Genomic DNA, 21,457 nt, shown 5'->3' on the forward strand with positions numbered 1-21,457 from the left:
ATTGCCGGGCCCTTGCCTGCTTGACCTGCGTCAATTCGCCGCAGCAAAGGCCAAAACGATCGTTCTGCAAACGGCTACACTTGCCGCGCACAGGTTTTTGCCCCCCCATCCCTAACCTGCCGGTCGACGCTGCCGTCACCGGTTTGTCCGCTGGAGTCCGTCATGAAGCTTGTTTCACTGAAATCGAATGCTGCAGCGCTGACCGCGCTGGTCGGATCCGTGCTGCTGGCCGGTACCGCCGCTGCCAGCCCGGCCGAAGATCTGCTGAAAAAACACGCCTGCGTTGCCTGCCACGCCATCGACAGCCAACTGGTCGGCCCGGCCTACAAAAAGGTCGCCGAGAAATACCGCGGTGATGCCAAAGCCGAAGCGATGCTGGTGCAAAAAGTGCTGAACGGTGGTGCCGGCACCTGGGGCCAGATCCCGATGCCGCCGCACAAGGGCCGGGTGCCGGATGCCGAAGTACAGACGATGATCAAGTTCATCCTGGCACTGAAATAAACCGGCGGCGTTAGCGCCGAATTGGCTGCGGCTGATCGGCGTGCCGGTACGTAAGTGCGGTGATAACCGGACGGGTGATCGCCGCACTGGTGAGAAAAGGGGGCCGCAGGCAGAATAGCGGCCCCTTTTCTTTTGCTCCCGGTGGTCCGGTGCCAATGGCCCTGACGCCGCGCTGCGCCGGTAACCGCCACTGCCATGACCGAATCCCGCGATCTGCATGATCTGAGTTTGCTATTGCGTTGCCAGACGCCGCTCATCGTGCTGGAAACGCGCGAGGAGCAACGCGCGGTCGATTTGCTGCGGCAGGCACTGAAACAGCAGCCGAAACCGTTTTTCAGCTGGAGCGTGGTGGCGGGTCTGGCCCGTCACGATCTGTCGCTCGACAGCAGCCACAGCGAGGCCAATTCGCCTCGGCAATTGCTCGAGCACATCCGTAGCAGCCGCCATCCCGGCTGTTACGTGCTGTTTGATTTTCATCCTTACCTCGATGATCCGACCCATATCCGCTTGATCAAGGAAATCGCGCTGGCGCATGAACAGCTCGGTCGCACGCTGGTCTTTGTCTCGCATGCCGTGGCCTTGCCGGATGAGCTGAAGCGCTTGTCGGCGCGGCTGGAATTGAGCTTGCCATCGAGCACCGAACTGCGCGAAATGATCGCCGAGGAGGCGCGTCGCTACAGCAGTGAGCACGGCCAGAAAGTCCGCAGTGATCGCGACATTCTCGATCGCCTGACCCGGTTGCTCAGCGGCCTGACCCACAACGATGCCCGCCGGTTGATTCGCAATGTCATTTACGATGACGGCGCCATCAGCGAAGACGAACTGCCGGAAATCAACCGCGCCAAATTCGAGTTGCTCGACATGAACGGCGTGGTCTCGTTCGAATACGAGACGGCAAAATTTGCCGAAGTCGGCGGTCTGCGCCAGTTCAAACGTTGGCTCAGCGAGCGGGAAGTGTTTTTCACTGGCGAGCCACCAAAAGGTCTGGAACCGCCGAAAGGCGTGCTACTGGTCGGCGTCCAGGGTGGCGGCAAAAGTCTGGCCGCGAAAGCCAGCGCCGGGTTGCTTGGTCTGCCGCTGCTGCGGGTGGATTTTGGCACGCTTTACAACAAATACCACGGTGAAACCGAACGCAATCTGCGCGAGGCACTGAAGATGGCCGAAGCGGTCGCGCCCTGCGTGCTCTGGTTCGATGAAATGGAAAAAGGGCTGGCGACCGACGACAGCGACGGTGGCACCTCGCGTCGCGTGCTCGGCACGCTGCTGACCTGGTTGGCGGAGCGGCGCAGTCCGGTCTTTGTCGTCGCCACTGCCAATGCCATCGAGCAACTGCCGCCGGAACTGATCCGCAAAGGCCGCTTTGACGAAATCTTCTTTGTCGATCTGCCAACGCCGGCCATCCGCGAAGACATTTTCCGCATTCACCTGCGCAAACGCGGCTGCAATCCAGAAGCGTTCCAGTTGCCGGAACTGGCGGCCGCCAGCGATGGCTTCTCTGGTGCGGAGATCGAACAAGCGGTGGTTGCCGGTTTGTACCGGGCCCATGCCGATGGCAAGCCGTTGCAGCAGCAAGGCGTGCTGGAAGCGTTAACCACCACACAGCCCTTGTCAGTGGTTATGGCGGAACATATCGAAGCGTTGCGGCAATGGGCCCAGGGCCGCACGGTCAGTGCCGATAACTGACCGTGCCGCCGCTGGTGAACGTGAGGGTTGAGTCTCGCGTGCTGAAATTCGCTGGCCCTAATTTATTTGCCTGAATCGACTTAACAGCATTTACTACAACAACAAAAGACCGAGAGCCATGAACCCAGAGCAACTTGCCACCCAGCTGGCGCTGACCGACAGCGAATTTTTGCGCCAGTTTGAAACGGCCGTCCTGCCGAAAGACTTTTTCAGTCATGTCGGCCATCTGCGCGCCGCATTTCTGTTTCTGGAGCGGGAGTCGGTGATTCTGGCGCAGCGCCATTTCGCCAGCGCCATTCAGCGCTACGCCAGTTCGCTCGGCGCCAGTGAGAAATTCCACACCACGATCACCTACGCATTGCTGGCGGTGATGGCAGCGCGGCAAGGCGTGCAGCGGCAAGCGAATTGGCAGGCATTCATCGCCGGCAATCCGGATCTGCTGACCGATGCCCGCGGCCTGCTGTTGAAGTACTACCACGCCGACACCCTCGACAGCGAACAAGCCAAGCGTCAGTTTGTCTTGCCGGACAAAGCCTCGCTGGCCAGTTTGATGGCCGCGAGTTAAGCGCCGCTCGTCCGCGCGGTAACCGAGGCAAGCCGATGAGCAATGTGGTGTCCTTGCAGAAAGCGCGCAAAGCGCGGCAGAAAGGCATCAGCCCGCTGTGCCGGGAAGGCTTTCACAAATGGCAGCCAGTCAAGAACACCGGTTTCGATGTCAAACAGGGCAAGCTGGTAACGTTGCTGCGCTGTGTGCGTTGCGGTGCCGAAAAGACCGAAGCGCAGTAGCGAAGATCACAGCAGCGCGTTACCAGAGTGAAGATGGGACGGTGCTGACCTGTTGCGCTGAGTCCGGATTATTCGGCGGCCGGCGATGATTCGCTGCCAAATCGCCAGCGCAAACCAATCAACCACTGCCGCCCACGCTGTGGCAATTCCCGCACCACCTCGCCATTGCTGTCAGTACCTAAACCGCGGCCCGGTTCGGCGGCCAGCACATCCTGATCGCCGATATTGCGGACGCCGCCATACAGCTCCCATTGCGCCGCGAGCGGATAGCGCAGCTGCAGATGCCACTGACCATAGTCCCGATTGTCATCAAGTGCAGCGACGGCACGCGCCCACTGGCCCAGCAGGTCGATTCGCAATTGCTCGACTTGCCAGTGGCTGCTGAAACTCAGCACGTCTCGGCTGGCGAAATTTTCACTGAGCGCGACATCGGGCGGCGCGCCACGGGTTTCGGCGGCGAAAACGTGGCTGACGTTGAGGCGCAGCAGCCAATCGTCACGCATTTGCCGGGAATAATTCCATTCGATGCCGCGGGTGTGCAGTTCACCGCTGTTGCCCACCCGGACCCGGCCATCGCTTTGCGGAATGCGGCCGATCAGGTTGTCAATGTTCAGCGCGTACAGCGTCAGGTTGCTGTCCCAGTTTTCTTCACGATACTGCCAGCTTGCTTCCAGCGTTTGCGATTCCATGGGTTCGATCACGGTGCTGGCGGCGACGACCGGTGTTTCCTGGATAAATTGATCGGCTTGCGACGGCGGCCGATAGGCTTCGGCGTATTGCAACTCCAACTGGTTGTGCCGATCACGCCGCCAGAGCAGCGTCGCCCGCGGCGTCACCGCACGCTCGCCCGGATGGTAATCGTCGACCCGCACGCCGAGCACGCCGCGCCAATCGGCATCGAAGCGGTGATCCCACTGCACGTAGCCGCCGCGCAATTGCCGATCGGTGTCGCTGACAATGCGATGAGCATCGTCGTCCTGCAAGACGACGTCGCCGAGATAAACGAAGCTGCGGGTATCGTAATTGCCGTAAGCGGCGGAGCGCGGAATGCTGGCGTCTTCATAGGCCAGCCCGTAATTGACGATGTTGTCGGCGTCGATTGACCAGATGGCGTCGGCGGCGAATTGCCATTCTTCATGTTTCAGCGCCGGACCGCCGATAAAATCTGCGGCAAAAAACGGCGGCACGCCTTGCGGTGCCAATTCGGTCAAACCGTCCCAGCTTGCTTGCAGCCAGGCGGCCGCCAAGGTCCAGTCCTGATTGCCGCTGTGCAGCTGCCAGGACAAGCGAGCGTTGTTCTGTTCGGTTTCGCTGTAATTGATGCCGTTGGCCATGTGGCCCAGCAGATAAAAATCGTCGCTGCGACGCCAGTGATGGCGCAATTGCAATTCCACCGCGTCATTGCCGGCGGACAACAGCGCGTCGCGGCCGCGATGCGGATCGCGGGTGCCGCTTTGGCTGCCGAGCGGATCAAACGCGTCGTCGTAGTCGTCGCCGTGATCGCGCTGCCATTCCAGCCACGCCCGCCAATGTGGTTCGCTGAGCGCGCCGGCGCCAGTTTGCACGGCGGTGCGGACGTGATCGAAATCGCCGGTTTCGATCAGCGCGGTTTGCCGTGGCGTGTCGTGCGCGGTGATCAGGTTGATCACCGCCAGCATGGCATTGCCGCCGTACAGCGCCGAGCCGGGACCGCGAATGATTTCAACCCGTTCGATCGGCGTCAGTGACAGCCAGCGATTGGCGCCGGTGAAATTGCCGTTGTAGGCCGCCGACAAGCGCTGGCCGTCGAGCAGTAGCAGGATCATGTGGCCGTAGGGTTCGTAAACGCCGCGGGTTTCGATGACGGTTTTGCCGGAGGTGTCCGGGCCGACGAAGTTGTAGGTGCGCATGCCCGGAACAAAGTTGAGTAACTCGTCGAGCGTGCGAACGCCGAGTGACTGGATTTCTTCCCGGGTGAACACGGTGAGGGAGCCGGGCGCTTCGTCGAGGCTTTGTTCGCGCCGGGCGGCGGTGACGATTTTGACGTTGCGCAGGCTGTCCAGATCAAGTGCGAACAGATCATCGGCGGCCAATGGCTCGGCGGCACTGGCGACGAACGCCAATGGTGGCAGCGACAATGACAAGGGCAGCAGCAGCCACAATGGCCGCCACCGCCTGCACAACAGGTCCATGGCGAAATCAGTCCACCGGGCGGAGGGAGACCAGCGCCAAGTCTAGTACATTGGTACTTGAAGCGCTCGTCCCAGTTATTTCGGCGCGCTATTTTTTCCGCGGCACGCCGGCTTTACCATGGCCACCACCCGGTTTCATCCAGCCAATTCCGCTCTGGAAAGTCATGCGCCCGCATATAACTGATACGGTGGTCATGGTACCGCCTGATGATTTTGCTTTTAACGAGCAGACTGCCCGCGACAACGATTTCCAGCATCGGGATCGCAACGCCGCGGCGGTGCGTGAGCGGGCGCTGGCGGAAGCGGCCGCAATGGTCGCGAGCTTGCGCGCTGCCGGCGTGCAGGTGCTGCTGCTTGGCAAAGGCCTGGACACGCCGCCGCTGCCGGATGCGGTCTTCCCCAATAACTGGTTCTCGACCTGGCCGGACGGTCGGCTGCAGCTGTATCCCATGCGGACCGCCAACCGACAGGCAGAAGTGCGGCCGCAAGCGCTGACCGCCTTGCTGCAGGAAGCCGGCTTTCGGGTGCAGCGCACGACGCAGCTGGCGGCGGCGCCGGGTCAGGCGCTGGAGGGCACCGGTGCGCTGGTGTTTGATCACCTCAGCCGGCGGCTGTTTGCCGCGCGCTCCGAGCGCTGCGACAGCGAGCTGGTGCAGGTTCATGCCGCTGAGCTGGGTTACCAGCCGGTGCTGTTCGATACCCGCGCCAGCAGCGGCCGGCCGTTCTACCACAGCAATGTCATGCTCAGCATTGGCGAGCGTTTTGCGCTGATTTGCCCGGAGGCGCTGCCCAACCGGGCCGAACGGGCGGCGGTGTTGGCGGCGCTGACCGAATCGGGTCGCGAGCTTGTCGAGCTCAGCTTGGACCAGACCGAGCAGGGCTTTTGCGCCAACCTGCTGCAGCTGCAAAGCCGCGCCGGTGAGCGCTTGCTGGTGCTGTCGCAGACGGCGTTCGATCACCTCAGCGCAGCCCAGCGCGAGCGCCTCGGCCGGCATGGCCGCTTGTTGCCGGTGGCGATTCCGACCATCGAGGCGGTCGGCGGCGGCAGCGCCCGCTGCATGCTGGCCGAGGTGTTCCTGCCGCGGGCGGACGACGTGGCCACCTGAAATCTGGTCAAATTTCGATCGTTGCAGCGTTACCGGCGCGCGGGTATGATCCGCCTCCCTTTTACAGGCGTGCGGTACCCAGCCCGGTCAGGTTTACCTGATCCAGCAGCAAGGGCGCCTGGGATCTGATGGCAGATCCCGGCAGGTTGGGCGGCGGCATGCGGAGAAACATCATGCAAGAAGGCATTCACCCGAAGTACGCGGAAATCACCGCCACCTGCTCCTGCGGCAACGTGATCAAAGTCCGTTCGACCGCTGGTCGCGATCTGAACCTCGACGTCTGCTCGGCCTGCCACCCGTTCTACACCGGCAAGCACAAGATTGTTGACAGCGGTGGTCGTGTTGACCGTTTCCGCAAGCGTTTTGGCGCGGCCCGTCCGACCAAGTAATGCTGATGTTTCGGAACAAAAAGGCGCTGAAAAGCGCCTTTTTTCTTTTTCCGCCTGGCACCGGATGGGCTCGGAAATCGCTATGGCTTGCGCGGATTTTCTGCGGGCTGCTGCTTGCGGCAGCGCGGGTCGACGCCGCCGCGCCGGAACCGCTGTGCCGGCTGCCGGGTGTGCCAGAGTTGGTCACCATTGCCGCCGTCAGCGACGGCGATACCGTGCGGCTGCAGGACGGTCGCCGGGTTCGTCTGCTGGCCTTCGGCGCCCTCGAGCTCGATCGCGACCATCCCGAACGCAGCACCGCGCTGGCGCTCGAAGCCAAGAAAAAACTGCAGTGGCTGCTGCCGAAGCACAGCCAGGTCAGCCTGCTGACCGACCACGAGAAATACGATGTCCACGGCCGCACGCTGGCGCAGCTGATCCGCGCCGATGGGCTCGATGTCGGCCAGACCCAGCTCGAACAAGGCTTGGCGCACGTCTATATCTTTCCGCCCAACGACAGCCTGTGGCGCTGCTATCAGCGCTATGAAGCCACGGCGCGAACGGCCAAACGCGGCATCTGGGCGCTGCCGGAATTTCAGGTGCAGCCGGTGGCGTCGCTGCGTGCGGGCGCCGCGGCGTATCACTTGCTGCAAGGTCGGGTGACGGCTTACCACAAGCGCGGCGGTGCCATTACCGTGGAACTGGACCGGCGCGTGCTGGTGCATGTCCGGGCTGAAAATGCGCCGCGGTTTGCCGGTCAATGGCAGCTGCCGGCGATCGGCGAGTCGCTCGCGGTACGCGGCATGCTCAATTGGCGTGATGGCAAAGCCCATCTCGATCTGCGTCATCCGCAAGCACTGGATGTGGTCTTGTCCCGCTGAATGCAGCGGCCGACTTCGGCGCATTGCTGTTCATGACCGTCGCTTATAACTGGTTGGTCCATTACTGTGCCGACGCCGTAAAAACGTTACACTTGGCCCACTAAAAAAATTTTATCCTCTCTTTTTTTTCAAGGACTTACATAATCATGCAAGAAGAGAAGCGGCGCGCGGCCCTGCGTTATCACGAGGAGCCACGGCCAGGCAAACTCGCCATCGCGATCACCAAACCGACCGAAAACGTAAACGATTTGTCGCTCGCCTACACCCCGGGTGTTGCCGAGCCGGTACGCGAAATTGCCAAGGATCCGGCCGCTGCCTATCGCTACACCGCCAAAGGCAATCTGGTTGCCGTGATCACTGACGGTTCGGCTGTGCTCGGCCTCGGTGATGTCGGTGCGCTGGCGGGCAAACCAGTCATGGAAGGCAAGGCGGTTCTGTTCAAGAAGTTTGCCGACATCGACGTGTTCGATATCGAAATCAATGCCGAAAGCGCCCAGACTCTTATCGAAACCGTGGTCCGCATTTCGCCGACCTTTGGTGGCATCAATCTGGAAGACATCAAAGCGCCGCAGTGTTTTGAAGTGGAAGAAGCGCTGATCGAGCGGCTTGATATTCCGGTGTTCCATGACGATCAGCACGGCACTGCGGTGGTGATCGCCGCCGGACTGCGCAATGCGCTGGAAATCGGCAAGAAAAAAATCGAAGAAGTGAAAATCGTCTGCCTCGGCGCCGGCGCAGCCGGCATTGCCTCGATGCGCCTGTTGGTCAGCATGGGCGCCCGCCGCGAGAACATTTTCATGGTCGATCGGCAAGGCGTGGTTCACGCCGGCCGCAAAGATTTGAACGCCTACAAATTCATGTTCGCCAACAACACCGACAAGCGCACGCTGGAAGATGCGCTGACCGATGCCGACGTTTTTATCGGCGTCTCGGGTCCGGATCTGGTGACCGGTGACATGATTAAAAAAATGGCGCCAAATCCGCTGGTGTTTGCGTTGTCGAATCCGGATCCGGAAATTCGTCCGGATGTCGCCAAGGCGGCACGTCCGGATGTGATGATGGCGACCGGCCGTTCGGATTATCCGAACCAGGTCAATAACGTGCTCGGCTTCCCGTACATTTTCCGTGGCGCGCTCGATGTCCGCGCCCGTCGCATCAATCAGGAAATGTTGATCGCCGCGGTGGATGCCATCGCCTCGATCGCGAAAGAGCCGGTGCCGGCGGAAGTGCTGGCTGCCTATCCGGATCTGAAATCATTGAAGTTCGGTCCGGAATACATCATTCCGAAACCGATGGATTCGCGCCTGCGTGATCGGGTTGCGCCAGCGGTTGCCGCGGCGGCGGTGCGCACTGGTGTCGCCCAGTTGCCGTATCCGGAACACTATCCGCCGCAGCCGTGATGGCGCGGCGAGTGATGCTGAGCTGACGACGGCGATATCACGATGCTGAAACAAAAAGGCCCGCACTGCGGGCCTTTTTGTTGGTGTCAAACACGGTCGCGCGTTGACGGTACCGAATGCAATGACAGCTCAGAACAGTGCTTCGTCACCGGTGCTTGCTGGCTGATCGGGCTCGTTCGGATTGTTGAACACGTCCGGGTTTTCATCGGCATTGGCCGGCGCGGTTTCGGTTGGTGCGTGTTCGGCCATGAACAGTTCCTGGACCGCGGTTTTGCTGGTACTGGCGGCGAGCAGACCGGTTTCGGCATCGATACGCGCGGCGACAATACCGGGCGGCGGCAAGTCGGCGGCAATCGGCAGATTGACCAGCACCGTTTCCATGAATTGCTGCCAAATCGGCAGCGCGGCCTTGCCACCGTATTCGATGCGGCCCAGTGCTTTGCTGTGATCATCAAAACCGACATAGGCGCTGGCGACGATGTCCGGGTTGTAGCCGGAGAACCAGGCTTCGCGTGACTCGTTGGTGGTGCCGGTCTTGCCGGCCAGATCAGTCCTCAACAGCAGCGGTGATTTGTTGGCGACCAGGGTCGGCAAGGCGGTACCGCGATGGATGACGTCTTTCATGATGTCGGTCATCAGGTAGGCATTGCGGACATCAAGCACACGCTCACCGGCCGGTGGCAGCACCTCGCGTAAGGTATTGCCGGCGCCATCTTCCACCCGGCTGATGAACCACGGTTCCACGCGCAGGCCGCCGTTGGCCAAAATGGCGTAACCGCGCACCAATTCCCACGGCGTGATTTCCGAGGCGCCACCGAGTGCCAGCGCCGGGTACGGCGGCAGCTGCGCTTCCGGGAAACCAAATTTCTTCAGATGCGCAATGACCGTGTCAGGGCCCAGCGCCTGGAACAACCGAATCGAGACCGAGTTGGTCGACCGAGTCAGCGCGACGCGCAGCCGGATCGGACCGAGATAACGGCCAGCATCGTTTTCCGGTCGCCAAGTTTCGTCTTCGCCGTTGTCTTCGTTGATGATCGGTGCGTCGTTGATGATGGTAGCGGGTGAGAAACCGTTGTCGAGCGCGGCCGAATAGACAAATGGCTTCAGGTTCGAGCCCGGTTGCCGCCGGGCCTGAGTGACCCGATTGAACTGGCTGATTTCAAAGTCGAGGCCGCCAACCAGCGCCAGCACGGCGCCGGTTTTCGGCGCCAGCGCGATCAGTGCGCCACCCACTTTCGGGACCTGACCGAGCGCCCAGCGCGCGGGCTTGTCCTCGCTGGCAGGCAATTGTTCGATGCGAATGACATCGCCGACATCGAGCACATCCTTGACCGACTTCAGCGCCGGCCCCATCCGGTTCTCATCGATGTACTGCCGCGCCCAAGCCATGTCGGCCAAGGCGAGGCTGGCTTCACTGCCGTCTGCCAGCAGCATTTTGGCGTCTTGTTCGGTTAGCTGGGTGACGACCGCCACCGGCTCGTTGGCCAGCACCGGCAGTTTGGCCAGTCGGGTCAGCACGGTGTCGCGTTCGGCCAGCTCGGCGGCCGGCCAATGTTGCTCAGGACCGCGATAGCCATGGCGGCGGTCATAGTCGCGCAAGCCGTTCAGCAACGCCGCATTGGCCGCCAGCTGGACGTCGGCCGGCGCCGTGGTCCAGACCTTGACGCCATCTTCGTAGGCCTTCTGCTCGCCGAGTTGCTGGACCACACTCTGGCGGACCATCTCGGCCAGATACGGCGCTTCCAGCTCCACTCTCGGTCCGTGGTAACTCGAGACCACCGGCACTGCCAGCGCCTGCTGCAGCTGTTCTTCGTTGATGAAGTTCTCGGCCCGCATCCGGTTCAGCACGTGGTTGCGTCGTGCGGTGGCCTTTTTCGGGTTGCTAATGGGGTTGTAGTCGGACTCGCCCTTCGGAATGCCGGCTAGCACGGCGATTTCATGCAGCTCCAACTGATCCAGCGTTTTGCCGTAATAAACCTGAGCCGCTGCCGCCACGCCATAGGCCTTGTGGCTGAAGTGAATCTTGTTGAGGTACATCTCCATGATGGCCTGCTTGTCGAATTCGTCTTCGATTCGCAGGGCAAGGAAGATTTCTGTGAACTTGCGCGCCAACGTCCGTTCGCGACTGAGGAAATAATTGCGGGCCACCTGCATGGTGATGGTGGACGCCCCTTCGGCCCGATCGTTGGTCAGGTTGCTGACCGCGATCCGCAGCAAGCCCCACATATCGACGCCGCCGTGCTGGAAAAATCGCTGATCCTCGACTGCAATAAAGGCGTTTACCACCAGCGGCGGAATCTGCTCATAACGCACCGGGATCCGGCGCTTGTCGCCGAACACTGCCATCAGCTTGCCGTCGCGGGTATAGACCTGCATCGGCGTGGTCAGGCGCATTTCGCGCAGCTCGGCGGCCTGCGGCAACTGCGGTGCTACCTGCAGGTAGACCGCCAGAACCGCCAGCACGGGCAGGCAAACGGCCAGCGCGATCAGCGACAGGCCAAGACGCAGCCAACGGGGCAAAGGGGGCAGGGATGGTAGGGGCATGGACGAAAAACCGGCTATTTAGTGCCTGACTGGGACGGGCAACACAGTATATCGGTTCCCCGGGTTTTACCGGACAGAAAAACCAAAAAAAGGTGATTTAGCGCATAGTTAGGTCTATTATTTCATGTTAAAACGTATATAGTTTTCGTAAACGCGCACCCTGAAAAGGAAAAACTATGCTGGCGCAGCTCTTCGGGAAGAAGAAAGTCCCCTTGATAGGACTGGATATCAGTTCCACGTCCTGCAAGCTGCTCGAGCTCGGCCGGGTTGGCAATCGCTACCGGGTTGAGAGCTATGCCGTCGAGCCCTTGCCGCCCGATGCCGTGGTCGAGCGGGACATCAAAGACACCGCTGCGGTTGGCGAGGCCATCCGCCGGGTGGTCGCGCGCGCCGGCTCCAGCTGCAAACATGTGGCCGTTGCGGTCGCTGGCTCTGCGGTCATCACCAAGATCATCCAGCTGGACAAGGGCCTGTCGGAAGACGACATCGAAAGCCAGATCCAGCTCGACGCCGACCAATATATCCCGTACCCGCTTGAGGAAGTTGCGCTCGACTTCTCGGTTCTGGGCGAATCCGAGAAAGCCCCGGACAAGCTCGACGTGCTGGTCGCGGCTTCGCGGTCGGAAAACGTCGATACCCGGGTCGAAGCGCTGGAAATCGCCGGGCTGCGGGCCAAAGTCGTCGATGTCGAGTCGTTTTCGATGGAGCGGGCTTTCCAGCTCATTGCCAATCAACTGCCGAATCGCGGTGAAGATCGGGTCATTGCCGTGGTCGACATGGGCGCCACGATGACGGCGCTGTCGGTCATGCGCAATTTCAAGACCATCTACACCCGCGAACAGGTGTTCGGCGGCACCCAGCTGACTGAAGAAATCCAGCGTCGCTACGGTCTGTCGTTCGAAGAAGCTGGCATGGCCAAGAAGCAAGGCGGCCTGCCGGACGATTACGAGGGCGAAGTACTGGCGCCGTTCAAAGAATCGATCATCCAGCAGATCAGCCGGTCGCTGCAGTTCTTCTATGCCGCCAGCCAATACGGTGAAGTCGACCATATTGTGCTGGCTGGTGGTTGCGCCGCCATCGAAGGTCTCGATGAGCTGGTGCAGGAGCGGCTCGGTACCTCGACCAGTCTGGCCAACCCGTTTGCCGACATGTCGATTTCCTCGCGCGTCAATGCGCAACAACTGGCATCGGATGCGCCAGCGCTGATGATCAGCTGTGGTCTGGCCCTGCGGAGCTTTGACTGATGGCCAAGATAAACCTCTTACCCTGGCGTGCCGAAGAACGGCGGGAACGTGCCCGTCAGTTCTACAGCATGTTGGTGCTGTCGATGATCCTGACTGCCTTGCTGATGGGGGTCGTTCACCTGACCTATGCCGGCATGATCAGTGATCAGGAATTGCGCAACACCTACCTTGAAAGTGAAATCAAGGTGGTCGACAAGGAAATCGAAGAGATTAACCTGCTGGAAAAGCAGCGTGCCGATCTCGAACAGCGCATGGGCATCATCCAGGAGCTGCAGCAAAGCCGGCCCCTGAATGTGCATCTGTTTGACGAACTGCCGCGTTTGTTGCCAGAAGGGATTTTCCTGACCGAGCTGGTCCGTAAAGACAACAAGCTGACGGTCAAGGGCAAAACTGAGTCGAGCCCGCGCGTTGCGGCGTTCATGCGCAATATCGAAAGCTCGCAGTGGATCGGCAATCCGGATCTGGACAACATCGCCGCCGATAAGAAATCGGCGACCCCGTCCAGCGACTTCCTGATGTACGCGATCCAGAAAGGCGTCAAGCCGCCAGAGCCAAAGGAAGATCCGAAAGCAAAAGGCAAGAAAGACGCCAAGGATAAAAAAGACAGCAAGAAAAAGGACGCCAAGAAAGACAATAAGAAAGGAGGCTCGAAATGAAGCTGGACTTTCGCGACCTACAAAAAATTGATTTCAACAACCTCGGTAATGCTCCGACTCTGGCCAAAGGCTTTTTGATTACGATTGCCTGTCTGGTGGTCGTTGGTTTGGCTTTGTACTTGTTCACTTCTGACCAGTGGGACCAGCTGGACGCCGCGCGCAAACAGGAAGCTACCAAGCGTTCTGAGTTTGAAGAGAAGCAGCGCAAGGCCGCCAACTTGGGTGCGTACCGGCAACAGATGCAGCAAATGCAGGAGGCGTTCAAGGACCTGTTGCGGCAATTGCCGAAGAGCACCGAAGTGCCGGGACTGGTTGATGAAATTTCCTATGCCGCTTCTGGTTCGGGATTGTCATCGGAAAAATTGGAAAAAAATGCGGATGTAAAGCGTGAGTTTTATATCGAGACGCCGATCGAGATTTCAGTAAAAGGCGGCTATCACCAGATTGGCGAGTTCATCAGCAAGGTATCAGCGCTACCGCGTATCGTTACGATTCATGACTTTACGTTGAAAACATCGGCCAAACCAGGTGATATCGAAAGCTCGGACAGCTTGACACTGAGCGTGGTCGCCAAGACCTATCGCTATGAAGCGGAGGAAGGCAAATGAAGCGTGCTTTCTCGCTTGTCGTCATGGCGGCGCTGGTGCTGGCCGGGTGCGGTGGCGACAGTAACAGTGATTTGAAACAGTGGGTGCAGTCGGTCAAGGCGAAACCGCCGGGAGCGATTCCGCCGATGCCCGAGCTGAAGCCGCAGGAAGAGTTTCGCTATGGTGCGGCTGACATGCGCAGCCCATTTGCGGCCTTCCAGATTGGTCAGATCGCCCAGCTTGCCGAAATTGTCGAAGGTTGCCCGGAAGATGCCTTGCCGGACCCGAACCGGCGCAAGGAAGATCTGGAGCGCTACACGCTGGAGACGCTGCGCATGGTTGGTGTGCTCGGCACGCCCAACAAGTTTGAAGCCATCATCCGTGGCTCGGCTGGCGCCAATGCCGGCGTAGTGTACCGGGTTGGCGTCGGCAGTTATCTCGGCATCAATCACGGCAAAGTCCTCAAGGTCGCTGAAGACCGGGTGACTTTGGAAGAACGCATTCCCGACGGCACCGGTTGCTGGGTCAAGCGGGAAACTTATTTGAATCTGGGCGAGTAAAGGGGCGCGCAGGAGTCATGATCATGAAGCGGAATCAGAATTACATGTTCGCAATGACGCCCGTGGGCGCGCTGCTGGCGTTGTTGGCCTCTGCGGTAGATGCAGCTGACCTGACAGCAATGAATTTCAATGCCCTCGGTGGTGACAAAGTCGAAATCCGGCTGAGCCTGACCGAGCCCGTGGCGGCGCCGAAAGCGTTCACCACGGACAACCCGGCGCGCATTTCGCTGGATTTGCCCGGTGTCGCGTTGACGCTCGACAAAAAATCCATGCCGATAGGCGCCGGCTTTGCCCGCAGCGTGTCGGTTGCCGAAGCGCAAGGCCGGACCCGGGTCGTGGTCAATCTCGAACAACAGGTGCCGTACAGCACCCGCGTCGAGGGCAATGATCTGGTGATTCTGCTGGGCGAGGGCGGTGGTCAAACGACGGTTGCCGCCGCAGCGAGCAGCAGCCCGACAACGGTTGCCAAACCGGCAGTGGTGAAGAGCGGCGGAGGCATTCAGGCGGTCGATTTCCGCCGGGGCGAGAAAGGCGAAGGCCGCGTGGTTTTCAAGCTGGGCAACCCGAAGATCGGTGTTGATGTCCGGCAGGAAGGTCGCACGGTGATTGCCGATTTCATCGGCACCTCTATTTCCAATGATCTGATTCGCAAGCTTGATGTGCTCGATTTTGGCACGCCGGCCAAAGTGGTGGATGTCTCGCGGCGCGGTGGCAACGTCAGCGTGCGCATTGAAACCACCGGTGAGTTCGATTATCTGGCCTATCAGGCCAACGAAAACTTTACTCTTGAGCTGAAGCCGCTGACCAAGGCCGAAGTGGAAGAGCGCAAGCTGCGTGAACCGACCTATGTCGGCAACCGGCTGTCGCTGAACTTCCAGGACATTCCGGTCCGTGCGGTGCTGCAGGTCATTGCCGATTACACCGGCATCAACATGGTGACCTCGGACTCGGTTGGTGGCTCGATCACGCTGCGGCTGCAGAACGTGCCGTGGGATCAGGCGCTGGATCTGATTTTGAAAACCAAGGGTCTCGACAAGCGTCAGAACGGCAACGTGATGATGGTGGCGCCGGCCGATGAAATTGCTGCTCGTGAGCGCTTGGGTCTGGAAACCGAGAAGCAGCAGGAAGAGTTGATTCAGTTGCGTTCGGAATTCATCCAGATCAATTACGCCAAAGCGACCGATATCGCCAAGCTGCTGAAGAACAAGGACAACGTGTTGCTGTCCGAGCGCGGCCAGGTGTCGGTGGATGATCGCACCAATACCCTGCTGGTGCAGGACACGCCGCGCAAGCTGGATGAAGTGCGGGCGCTGATTCGCACGCTGGATATTCCGGTGCGTCAGGTTTTGATCGAATCACGCGTGGTTATCGCCAACGATGACTTCACCCGTGAACTGGGCGTTCGGTTTGGTTTGTCCGACAAGAACAGTCAGAGTGGTTTTGCCGGTACGCTGAATGGTGCTGCATCGATGGCCAATACCGGCACGGCGACTATTACCGATCGCTTGAACGTCAACATGCCGACCCAGAATGCGGCCGGTTCGATCGGCGTCAACCTTGGCCGTTTGACCGACGGTACGATTCTGGATCTGGAATTGTCGGCCTTGGAGTCGGAAGGTCGTGGCGAGGTGATTTCCAGCCCGCGTCTGACTACCGCCAACCAGCGTGAGTCGTTCATCGAAACCGGTGTGGAAATTCCGTACCTGCAAGCCTCGTCGGCCGGTAACACCAACGTGACCTTCCGCAAGGCGGTGTTGAGCCTGACCGTCAAGCCGTTGATTACGCCGGATGACAACGTCATTCTGGATTTGACCGTGACCAAGGACAGCCTGGGCGTTGATACGCCGCGCGGTCCGGCCATCAACACCAAGGAAGTGAATACCCAGGTGTTGGCGCGTACCGGTGAAACCGTGGTGCTCGGCGGCATTTACGAGGAAGAAACCTTCAACAACGTCCGCAAGGTACCGTTGCTGGGCGACATCCCGGGTCTTGGCTGGTTGTTCCGGCACAAGGAAAACCAGAACAACAAACAGGAATTGCTGATCTTCGTAACGCCGAAGATCATCAAGGACCTCAACGTTCGCTGATCGGGCGGTCGGCCCGCCCGACCTGAGCCAGTCATCCAGCGCCCGCCCGGCTCTCTGCCGGGCGGGCGCTGTCTTTTGGCCGGGGCCGCCGGATTGGCGGTTATGGACTCTTGCAAGTTGACAGCGGGGGGCTGGCCCCCTACCCTTGCCGCCTTGCTTGCGCAAGGGCGGAGTGTTCCTTTTTCCAAGTCATTGACTTTTCAGCAGTTAATCCATGAAAACCAATAAGCGAAATATCTTTTTGATTGGCCCCATGGGGGCTGGCAAGACCACGATCGGCAAACAGCTCGCCGCGATGCTGAAGATGGAGTTCATCGATGCCGATCAGGAAATCGAAGAACGGGCCGGCGTCGCAGTCGACTGGATTTTCGAAGTCGAAGGTGAAGACGGTTTTCGCCGGCGTGAGCTGAAGGTCATTGATGAGCTGACCCAGCGCCAGGGCATCGTGCTGGCGACCGGTGGTGGCGCCATTCTGGCCCGGGAAAACCGGACCGCACTGGCTGGCCGCGGCGCCGTGGTGTTCCTGGAAACCTCCATCGAACAGCAGCTTGAACGCACCCGTCGCGACAAGCGTAGGCCGTTGCTGCAAACCGATGATCCGAAAGAAACGCTGGAATCACTGGCCCGTCACCGCGATACCCTTTATCGCGAAATCGCCGACTATGTCGTCTCGACCGACCGCGGCTCAGTCAAGGCCGTCGCCAAAGACATCTGTGACATGCTGCAGGGCGATTAACCGGTGACGACAGTCACGGTCGCGCTGAGCTCAGGCTCCTACCCCATCCATATCGCTGCCGGCCTGCTGGCAGACGCCGACCTGTGGTCGCGGCTGCTGGCCGGCCGGCAGGCATTTGTTTTGTCCGATGATAATGTCGCCGCGCGGTGGTTGCCGAGACTGCAGCAGGGCTTGGCCGGTGCCGATGCGCCGACGCTGATCCTGCCGCCGGGCGAAGAGCAGAAATCACTCGGCCAGTTTGCCGCCGTCATCGATGCCCTGGTGCAACACAAACGCCGGCGCAACAGCGTGCTGATTGCGCTCGGTGGTGGTGTCATCGGCGATCTCGGCGGCTTTGCCGCGGCCTGCTACCAGCGCGGCATCGCCTGCATCCAGGTGCCGACCACACTGCTGGCAATGGTCGATTCCTCGGTCGGTGGCAAAACGGCCATCAACCATCCGGCCAGCAAGAACCTCATCGGCGCCTTTCACCAGCCAGAAGCGGTGATTGCTGATCTCGCGACGCTGGCGACCTTGCCGCAACGCGAATTCCGCTCTGGCCTCGCCGAAATCATCAAATACGGCCTGATCGCCGACGCCGACTTCCTGCTCTGGCTGGAACAGCAGCTGGACGCCCTGCTCGCGCACGACGCTGAGGCACTTGCCCATGCCATCGCCCGCAGCTGCGCACACAAGGCCGCCATCGTTGCCCGCGATCCGACCGAACAGGGCGAACGGGCGCTGCTCAATCTCGGCCACACTTTCGCCCACGCCATCGAAACCGAACTGGGTTACGGTGCCTGGCTGCATGGCGAGGCGGTTGCGGCCGGTCTGGTGCTGGCCGCCGAACTGGCGGCGGAGCTGGGCACGCTGCCGGACCGGACACTGGCGCAGCGGACTCGGCACTGGCTGCAGCGGGCCGCCTTGCCGGTTGGCTTGCCCGCTGGCATCGATCACGAGGCCTTGCTCCGGCACATGGCGCTCGACAAGAAAAATCTCGGCAGCACGCTGCGTTTCATTTTGCCAACCGCGGTCGGTCGATCGGCGATTGTTGACGGCATTGAAACCGGTCCGGTCCGGCGCGTGCTGGGTCGCTGACGCAGCCGTTTCGCTGGCCGTACCCAGCTTTACCGCGGCAGCCCTGCTATGGCATCGTGGCAGCCAACATCAGAACGAATAAGGCATTGCGCGGCGCCCGGCTGAAACACCGGGCTTACTCGCACCGGCGCCGGCTCGGCAACCGCAGCGTGTTATCGGTGGCAAGGTCTCAGCACGACGCAAGCAAGACGCCAGCGCGACAAAAGCAGCACTACAAAAACAGGGATTTTTTGTGGCCAATGATTCCCGCTTCAGCAGTTTCCACTGTGCCACGCCGGCACTGTCCCAGCTCGAAGACGAGCTGCAGCATCTCTGTCATTACGGTCGCGGTCTGATTCTGGTATTTGGTCCGCCTGGTGCGGGCCGCAGCCACATCGCCAAGCGCTTGAAAGCGCAAGTTTCCAACACCCTGCCAGTGGCATTGATCCAGGCCCAGCCATTGATGACCAGCGCGCAGATTGATCAAGATGCGCTGCGCCAACTCGGGCTGACCCAGATCGCCATGATGGAAAGCGATTTGTCGCTGGCCATCGCCCGGGCGCCGGCCGGCCGCCGCACGCTGATCATCGATGATGCCCAGGACCTGAACCTGCATGTATTGCGCAGTCTGCTCGAATGCGCCGTCAGCGAGCGGGAGCGTGAAGATCCGCGGCTGACGCTGGTGCTGTTTGGCGACGATATGCTGGAAACCGCGCTGGCCGAACTCGATTTTGCCGGCTTGAGTCCGCACGACTTGCACCGTTTGATGCTGCCGGCATTCAGCGTCGATGATGCGCAACGACTGGCGACAGTGTGGGCAGCCGCGCAAGGTGAAAACGAGCCGGAACGCAGCGTGGTGCGCGCGGCCTGGCAGCAACAACAAGGTTGGCCTGGTGCCATTCTCACTCAATTGGCGGAGCAAGCCGTGACCAACGAACGCGACGAATACCCGGACGATGAGCAAGACGAGTTCAGCAGCGATGTGCGCGAACACAGCGTGGATGACGGCGAAGAAGCGGCCGGTTTCTGGCAACGGCACAGCTGGTTGAAACTGCCGCTGATCGGCGTTGGCGTGTTCACGCTGGCGCTGGCCTTGATGTATCAGCGCGAGTTGAACGACTGGATCAAGGGCGGCGACAAGGCCGCGACCAGCGCCAGCAAACCTGCGACCGAGCCGGGTGCCGATCTCGGTGATGCCCGCCGTCAGGATCTCGCCATCGACGCTCAACCGGTACCGACCGGCGAGGCGCCGGCCAGCCTCGAAATCATCGAGGAACCGACCGGTGGCGCTGACAGCGTTGACGCTGCCGGCCGCGGCGATGCTGCGAACGTTGAGGCAAATAACGAAACCGATAGCCAATACGCCGCCAACGCCGGTACCGATAACACGGCGAGCGATGAGTTCGCGCCGGTCAAGCCAGAAAGCAAGACAACTGAAAGCAAACCGGCCATCAGCAAGCCGGTACCAGAGCCGGTCAAGCCGACGCCGAGCAAACCGGTCGCCGACAAGCCAGCAGAAAAACCGGTGAGCAAGCCCGTCAACAAGCCGGCCAGCAATAACGACCGCTACAGCGCCGATGAGCAAGCGCTGCTGAATGCCAGTCCCGGCTACTTTGCGGTGCAGATCATCGGTCTGCGCGATGACGACTCCATGGCCCAGTTTGTTCGTCAGCACAAACTCGATCGCGGTCTGGTCTATCACGGCGTCCGTGACGGCAAACCTTGGCAAGTGTTGGTGCTGGCGCCCTTCGCCGACCGCGCCGCTGCCGAACGTGCCCGCGATGCGCTGCCGGAAGCCGTGCGCAAAGGCGGGCCGTGGATCAAGACCATCAAGGCCATTCAGGACGAGATCAAGGCCAAACGCTGATCCGGATCAAGCCGGTTTCGGTCTGCCGCTTCAGCGCCAGCCCGCGCCACTGGTAAACTGGCAAACGCCACCCTCGCGGTGGCGTTCTGCTTTCCCTGCACCGCTTCACTGTCGGTCGGCCTCACCCCATCGTTGAAGGAATTCCCATGACCAGCGCCACGCCCCTGCAAAATGACCGATACCTGCGCGCGGCATTGCGGCAGCCGGTCGATTACACGCCGGTCTGGATGATGCGTCAGGCTGGTCGCTACCTGCCGGAATACCGCGCCACGCGCGCCCAGGCCGGCAACTTCATGGCGCTGTGCCAAAACCCGGAGCTGGCCTGTGAAGTGACGCTGCAGCCGCTGCGTCGTTATCCGCTCGATGCCGCGATTCTGTTCTCCGACATCCTGACCGTGCCGGACGCCATGGGGCTCGGCCTCGAATTCGCCCAAGGCGAAGGCCCGCAATTCCGTAAACCGGTACGTAGCGCCGCCGATGTTGCGCAACTGCCAACGCCAGATATGGCAACCGAACTGCGCTATGTGATGGACGCCGTGCGCACCATCCGACGTGAACTGCATGGCAAGGTGCCGCTGATCGGTTTTTGCGGCAGTCCGTGGACCATCGCCACGTACATGGTCGAAGGCAGCGGCTCAAAAGAATACGCCCACATCAAGGGCCTGATGTACGGCGAACCGAAAACCCTGCACGCGCTGCTCGACAAATTGGCCCGCGTGCTCACCGATTATCTGAACGCACAAGTCGCGGCCGGCGCGCAGGCGCTGATGATTTTCGATACCTGGGGCGGCGTGCTGAGCCCGGCCATTTATCGCGAGTTTTCGCTGCGCTACATGCAGCAGATTCTTGATGGCGTGAAGCGCGAAAATGACGGTCGCCGGGTGCCGGTGTCACTGTTCACCAAAGGCGGCGGTGCCTGGCTTGATGTCATGGCCGAAACCGGTTGCGACATGCTCGGCGTTGACTGGACCACCGATCTCGCCGATGCCCGCGCTCGCGTGCAGGGCAAAGTCGCGCTGCAAGGCAATCTTGATCCGGGTGTGCTGTATGGCACGCCGGAGCGCATTCGCGAAGAAGTGGCGCGGATGTTGGCGAGTTATGGTCATGGCTCGGGCCATGTCGCCAATCTGGGCCATGGCATTCATCAGTTTGTTTCGCCGGAGAAGGCGGGGGTGTTTGTTGAGGCGGTGCATGAGTTGAGTCGGCAGTATCACGTTTGAGAGC

Annotated in this window: 19 protein-coding genes; 17 read left to right on the plus strand and 2 right to left on the minus strand. The window is 60.6% G+C overall.

What is annotated here, in order from left to right; genetic code table 11:
- Nucleotides 1-162 precede the first annotated feature (162 nt).
- From HPT27_RS04530 to HPT27_RS04545, 4 genes are all read left to right on the plus strand, one after another.
- The gene (locus tag HPT27_RS04530; protein ID WP_172239546.1) at nucleotides 163-501 is read left to right on the plus strand and encodes a c-type cytochrome; all 339 of its coding nucleotides are present in this window, start codon (nucleotides 163-165) and stop codon (nucleotides 499-501) included.
- A 195-nt stretch (nucleotides 502-696) separates the two neighbouring features.
- Nucleotides 697-2,184 (plus strand): AAA family ATPase, encoded by a 1,488-nt coding sequence (locus tag HPT27_RS04535; RefSeq protein ID WP_172239549.1) that lies wholly within the window; start codon nucleotides 697-699, stop codon nucleotides 2,182-2,184.
- A gap of 118 nt (nucleotides 2,185-2,302) precedes the next feature.
- Nucleotides 2,303-2,749: a hypothetical protein gene (locus tag HPT27_RS04540; protein WP_172239552.1), complete on the plus strand. Its 447-nt coding sequence runs from the start codon at nucleotides 2,303-2,305 to the stop codon at nucleotides 2,747-2,749.
- Between the two features lie 35 nt (nucleotides 2,750-2,784).
- A complete protein-coding gene (locus tag HPT27_RS04545; RefSeq protein WP_172239555.1) occupies nucleotides 2,785-2,970 on the plus strand; it encodes a hypothetical protein in 186 nt (61 codons plus the stop codon).
- A gap of 68 nt (nucleotides 2,971-3,038) precedes the next feature.
- Here the strand turns inward: HPT27_RS04545 and HPT27_RS04550 are convergent, their stop codons facing one another.
- Nucleotides 3,039-5,141 (minus strand): TonB-dependent receptor plug domain-containing protein, encoded by a 2,103-nt coding sequence (locus tag HPT27_RS04550; RefSeq protein WP_172239558.1) that lies wholly within the window; start codon nucleotides 5,139-5,141, stop codon nucleotides 3,039-3,041.
- Between the two features lie 164 nt (nucleotides 5,142-5,305).
- On the opposite strand from HPT27_RS04550, the gene HPT27_RS04555 reads away from it, so the two are divergent.
- The 4 genes from HPT27_RS04555 (at nucleotide 5,306) to HPT27_RS04570 (ending at nucleotide 8,896) form a co-directional block, all read left to right on the plus strand.
- Nucleotides 5,306-6,247: an arginine deiminase-related protein gene (locus HPT27_RS04555; RefSeq protein ID WP_172239561.1), complete on the plus strand. Its 942-nt coding sequence runs from the start codon at nucleotides 5,306-5,308 to the stop codon at nucleotides 6,245-6,247.
- A 173-nt stretch (nucleotides 6,248-6,420) separates the two neighbouring features.
- Entirely contained in the window at nucleotides 6,421-6,636 is a 216-nt protein-coding gene (rpmE, locus tag HPT27_RS04560; RefSeq protein WP_172239564.1) for a 50S ribosomal protein L31, read from the plus strand.
- Nucleotides 6,637-6,641: 5 nt separating this feature from the next.
- A complete protein-coding gene (locus HPT27_RS04565; protein ID WP_172239567.1) occupies nucleotides 6,642-7,496 on the plus strand; it encodes a thermonuclease family protein in 855 nt (284 codons plus the stop codon).
- A 146-nt stretch (nucleotides 7,497-7,642) separates the two neighbouring features.
- Nucleotides 7,643-8,896, plus strand: a complete 1,254-nt coding sequence (locus HPT27_RS04570; protein ID WP_172239570.1) for a malic enzyme-like NAD(P)-binding protein — start codon at nucleotides 7,643-7,645, stop codon at nucleotides 8,894-8,896.
- A 129-nt stretch (nucleotides 8,897-9,025) separates the two neighbouring features.
- On the opposite strand, the gene HPT27_RS04575 is transcribed toward HPT27_RS04570, so the two are convergent.
- On the minus strand, nucleotides 9,026-11,440 hold the full coding sequence (locus tag HPT27_RS04575) for a penicillin-binding protein 1A (RefSeq protein WP_172239573.1): 2,415 nt from the start codon (nucleotides 11,438-11,440) through the stop codon (nucleotides 9,026-9,028).
- A 179-nt stretch (nucleotides 11,441-11,619) separates the two neighbouring features.
- Between HPT27_RS04575 and HPT27_RS04580 the strand changes: the two genes are divergently transcribed.
- The 9 genes from HPT27_RS04580 (at nucleotide 11,620) to hemE (ending at nucleotide 21,453) form a co-directional block, all read left to right on the plus strand.
- Nucleotides 11,620-12,684 carry a pilus assembly protein PilM gene (locus HPT27_RS04580; RefSeq protein WP_172245093.1) on the plus strand — a complete coding sequence of 355 codons (1,065 nt, stop codon included), beginning with the start codon at nucleotides 11,620-11,622 and terminating at the stop codon, nucleotides 12,682-12,684.
- Nucleotides 12,684-13,340 (plus strand): PilN domain-containing protein, encoded by a 657-nt coding sequence (locus HPT27_RS04585; protein ID WP_172239576.1) that lies wholly within the window; start codon nucleotides 12,684-12,686, stop codon nucleotides 13,338-13,340. Before HPT27_RS04580 ends, HPT27_RS04585 begins: the two co-directional genes overlap by 1 nt.
- On the plus strand, nucleotides 13,337-13,948 hold the full coding sequence (locus HPT27_RS04590) for a type IV pilus inner membrane component PilO (RefSeq protein WP_172239579.1): 612 nt from the start codon (nucleotides 13,337-13,339) through the stop codon (nucleotides 13,946-13,948). The genes HPT27_RS04585 and HPT27_RS04590 overlap by 4 nt, the downstream gene beginning before the upstream one ends.
- Entirely contained in the window at nucleotides 13,945-14,487 is a 543-nt protein-coding gene (locus HPT27_RS04595) for a pilus assembly protein PilP (protein ID WP_172239582.1), read from the plus strand. The genes HPT27_RS04590 and HPT27_RS04595 overlap by 4 nt, the downstream gene beginning before the upstream one ends.
- Nucleotides 14,488-14,510: 23 nt before the next feature.
- A complete protein-coding gene (gene pilQ / locus HPT27_RS04600; RefSeq protein ID WP_172239585.1) occupies nucleotides 14,511-16,574 on the plus strand; it encodes a type IV pilus secretin PilQ in 2,064 nt (687 codons plus the stop codon).
- A 214-nt stretch (nucleotides 16,575-16,788) separates the two neighbouring features.
- The gene (gene aroK / locus HPT27_RS04605; protein ID WP_172239588.1) at nucleotides 16,789-17,310 is read left to right on the plus strand and encodes a shikimate kinase AroK; all 522 of its coding nucleotides are present in this window, start codon (nucleotides 16,789-16,791) and stop codon (nucleotides 17,308-17,310) included.
- Nucleotides 17,311-17,313: 3 nt separating this feature from the next.
- Entirely contained in the window at nucleotides 17,314-18,387 is a 1,074-nt protein-coding gene (aroB, locus tag HPT27_RS04610; protein ID WP_172239591.1) for a 3-dehydroquinate synthase, read from the plus strand.
- A 232-nt stretch (nucleotides 18,388-18,619) separates the two neighbouring features.
- Entirely contained in the window at nucleotides 18,620-20,233 is a 1,614-nt protein-coding gene (locus HPT27_RS04615; RefSeq protein WP_172239594.1) for an AAA family ATPase, read from the plus strand.
- 146 nt (nucleotides 20,234-20,379) lie between these two features.
- Nucleotides 20,380-21,453 carry a uroporphyrinogen decarboxylase gene (hemE, locus tag HPT27_RS04620; RefSeq protein WP_172239597.1) on the plus strand — a complete coding sequence of 358 codons (1,074 nt, stop codon included), beginning with the start codon at nucleotides 20,380-20,382 and terminating at the stop codon, nucleotides 21,451-21,453.
- The last annotated feature ends 4 nt before the right edge of the window (nucleotides 21,454-21,457 follow it).

The organism is Permianibacter fluminis (assembly GCF_013179735.1).
Taxonomy (GTDB): Bacteria; Pseudomonadota; Gammaproteobacteria; order Enterobacterales; family Permianibacteraceae; genus Permianibacter; species Permianibacter fluminis.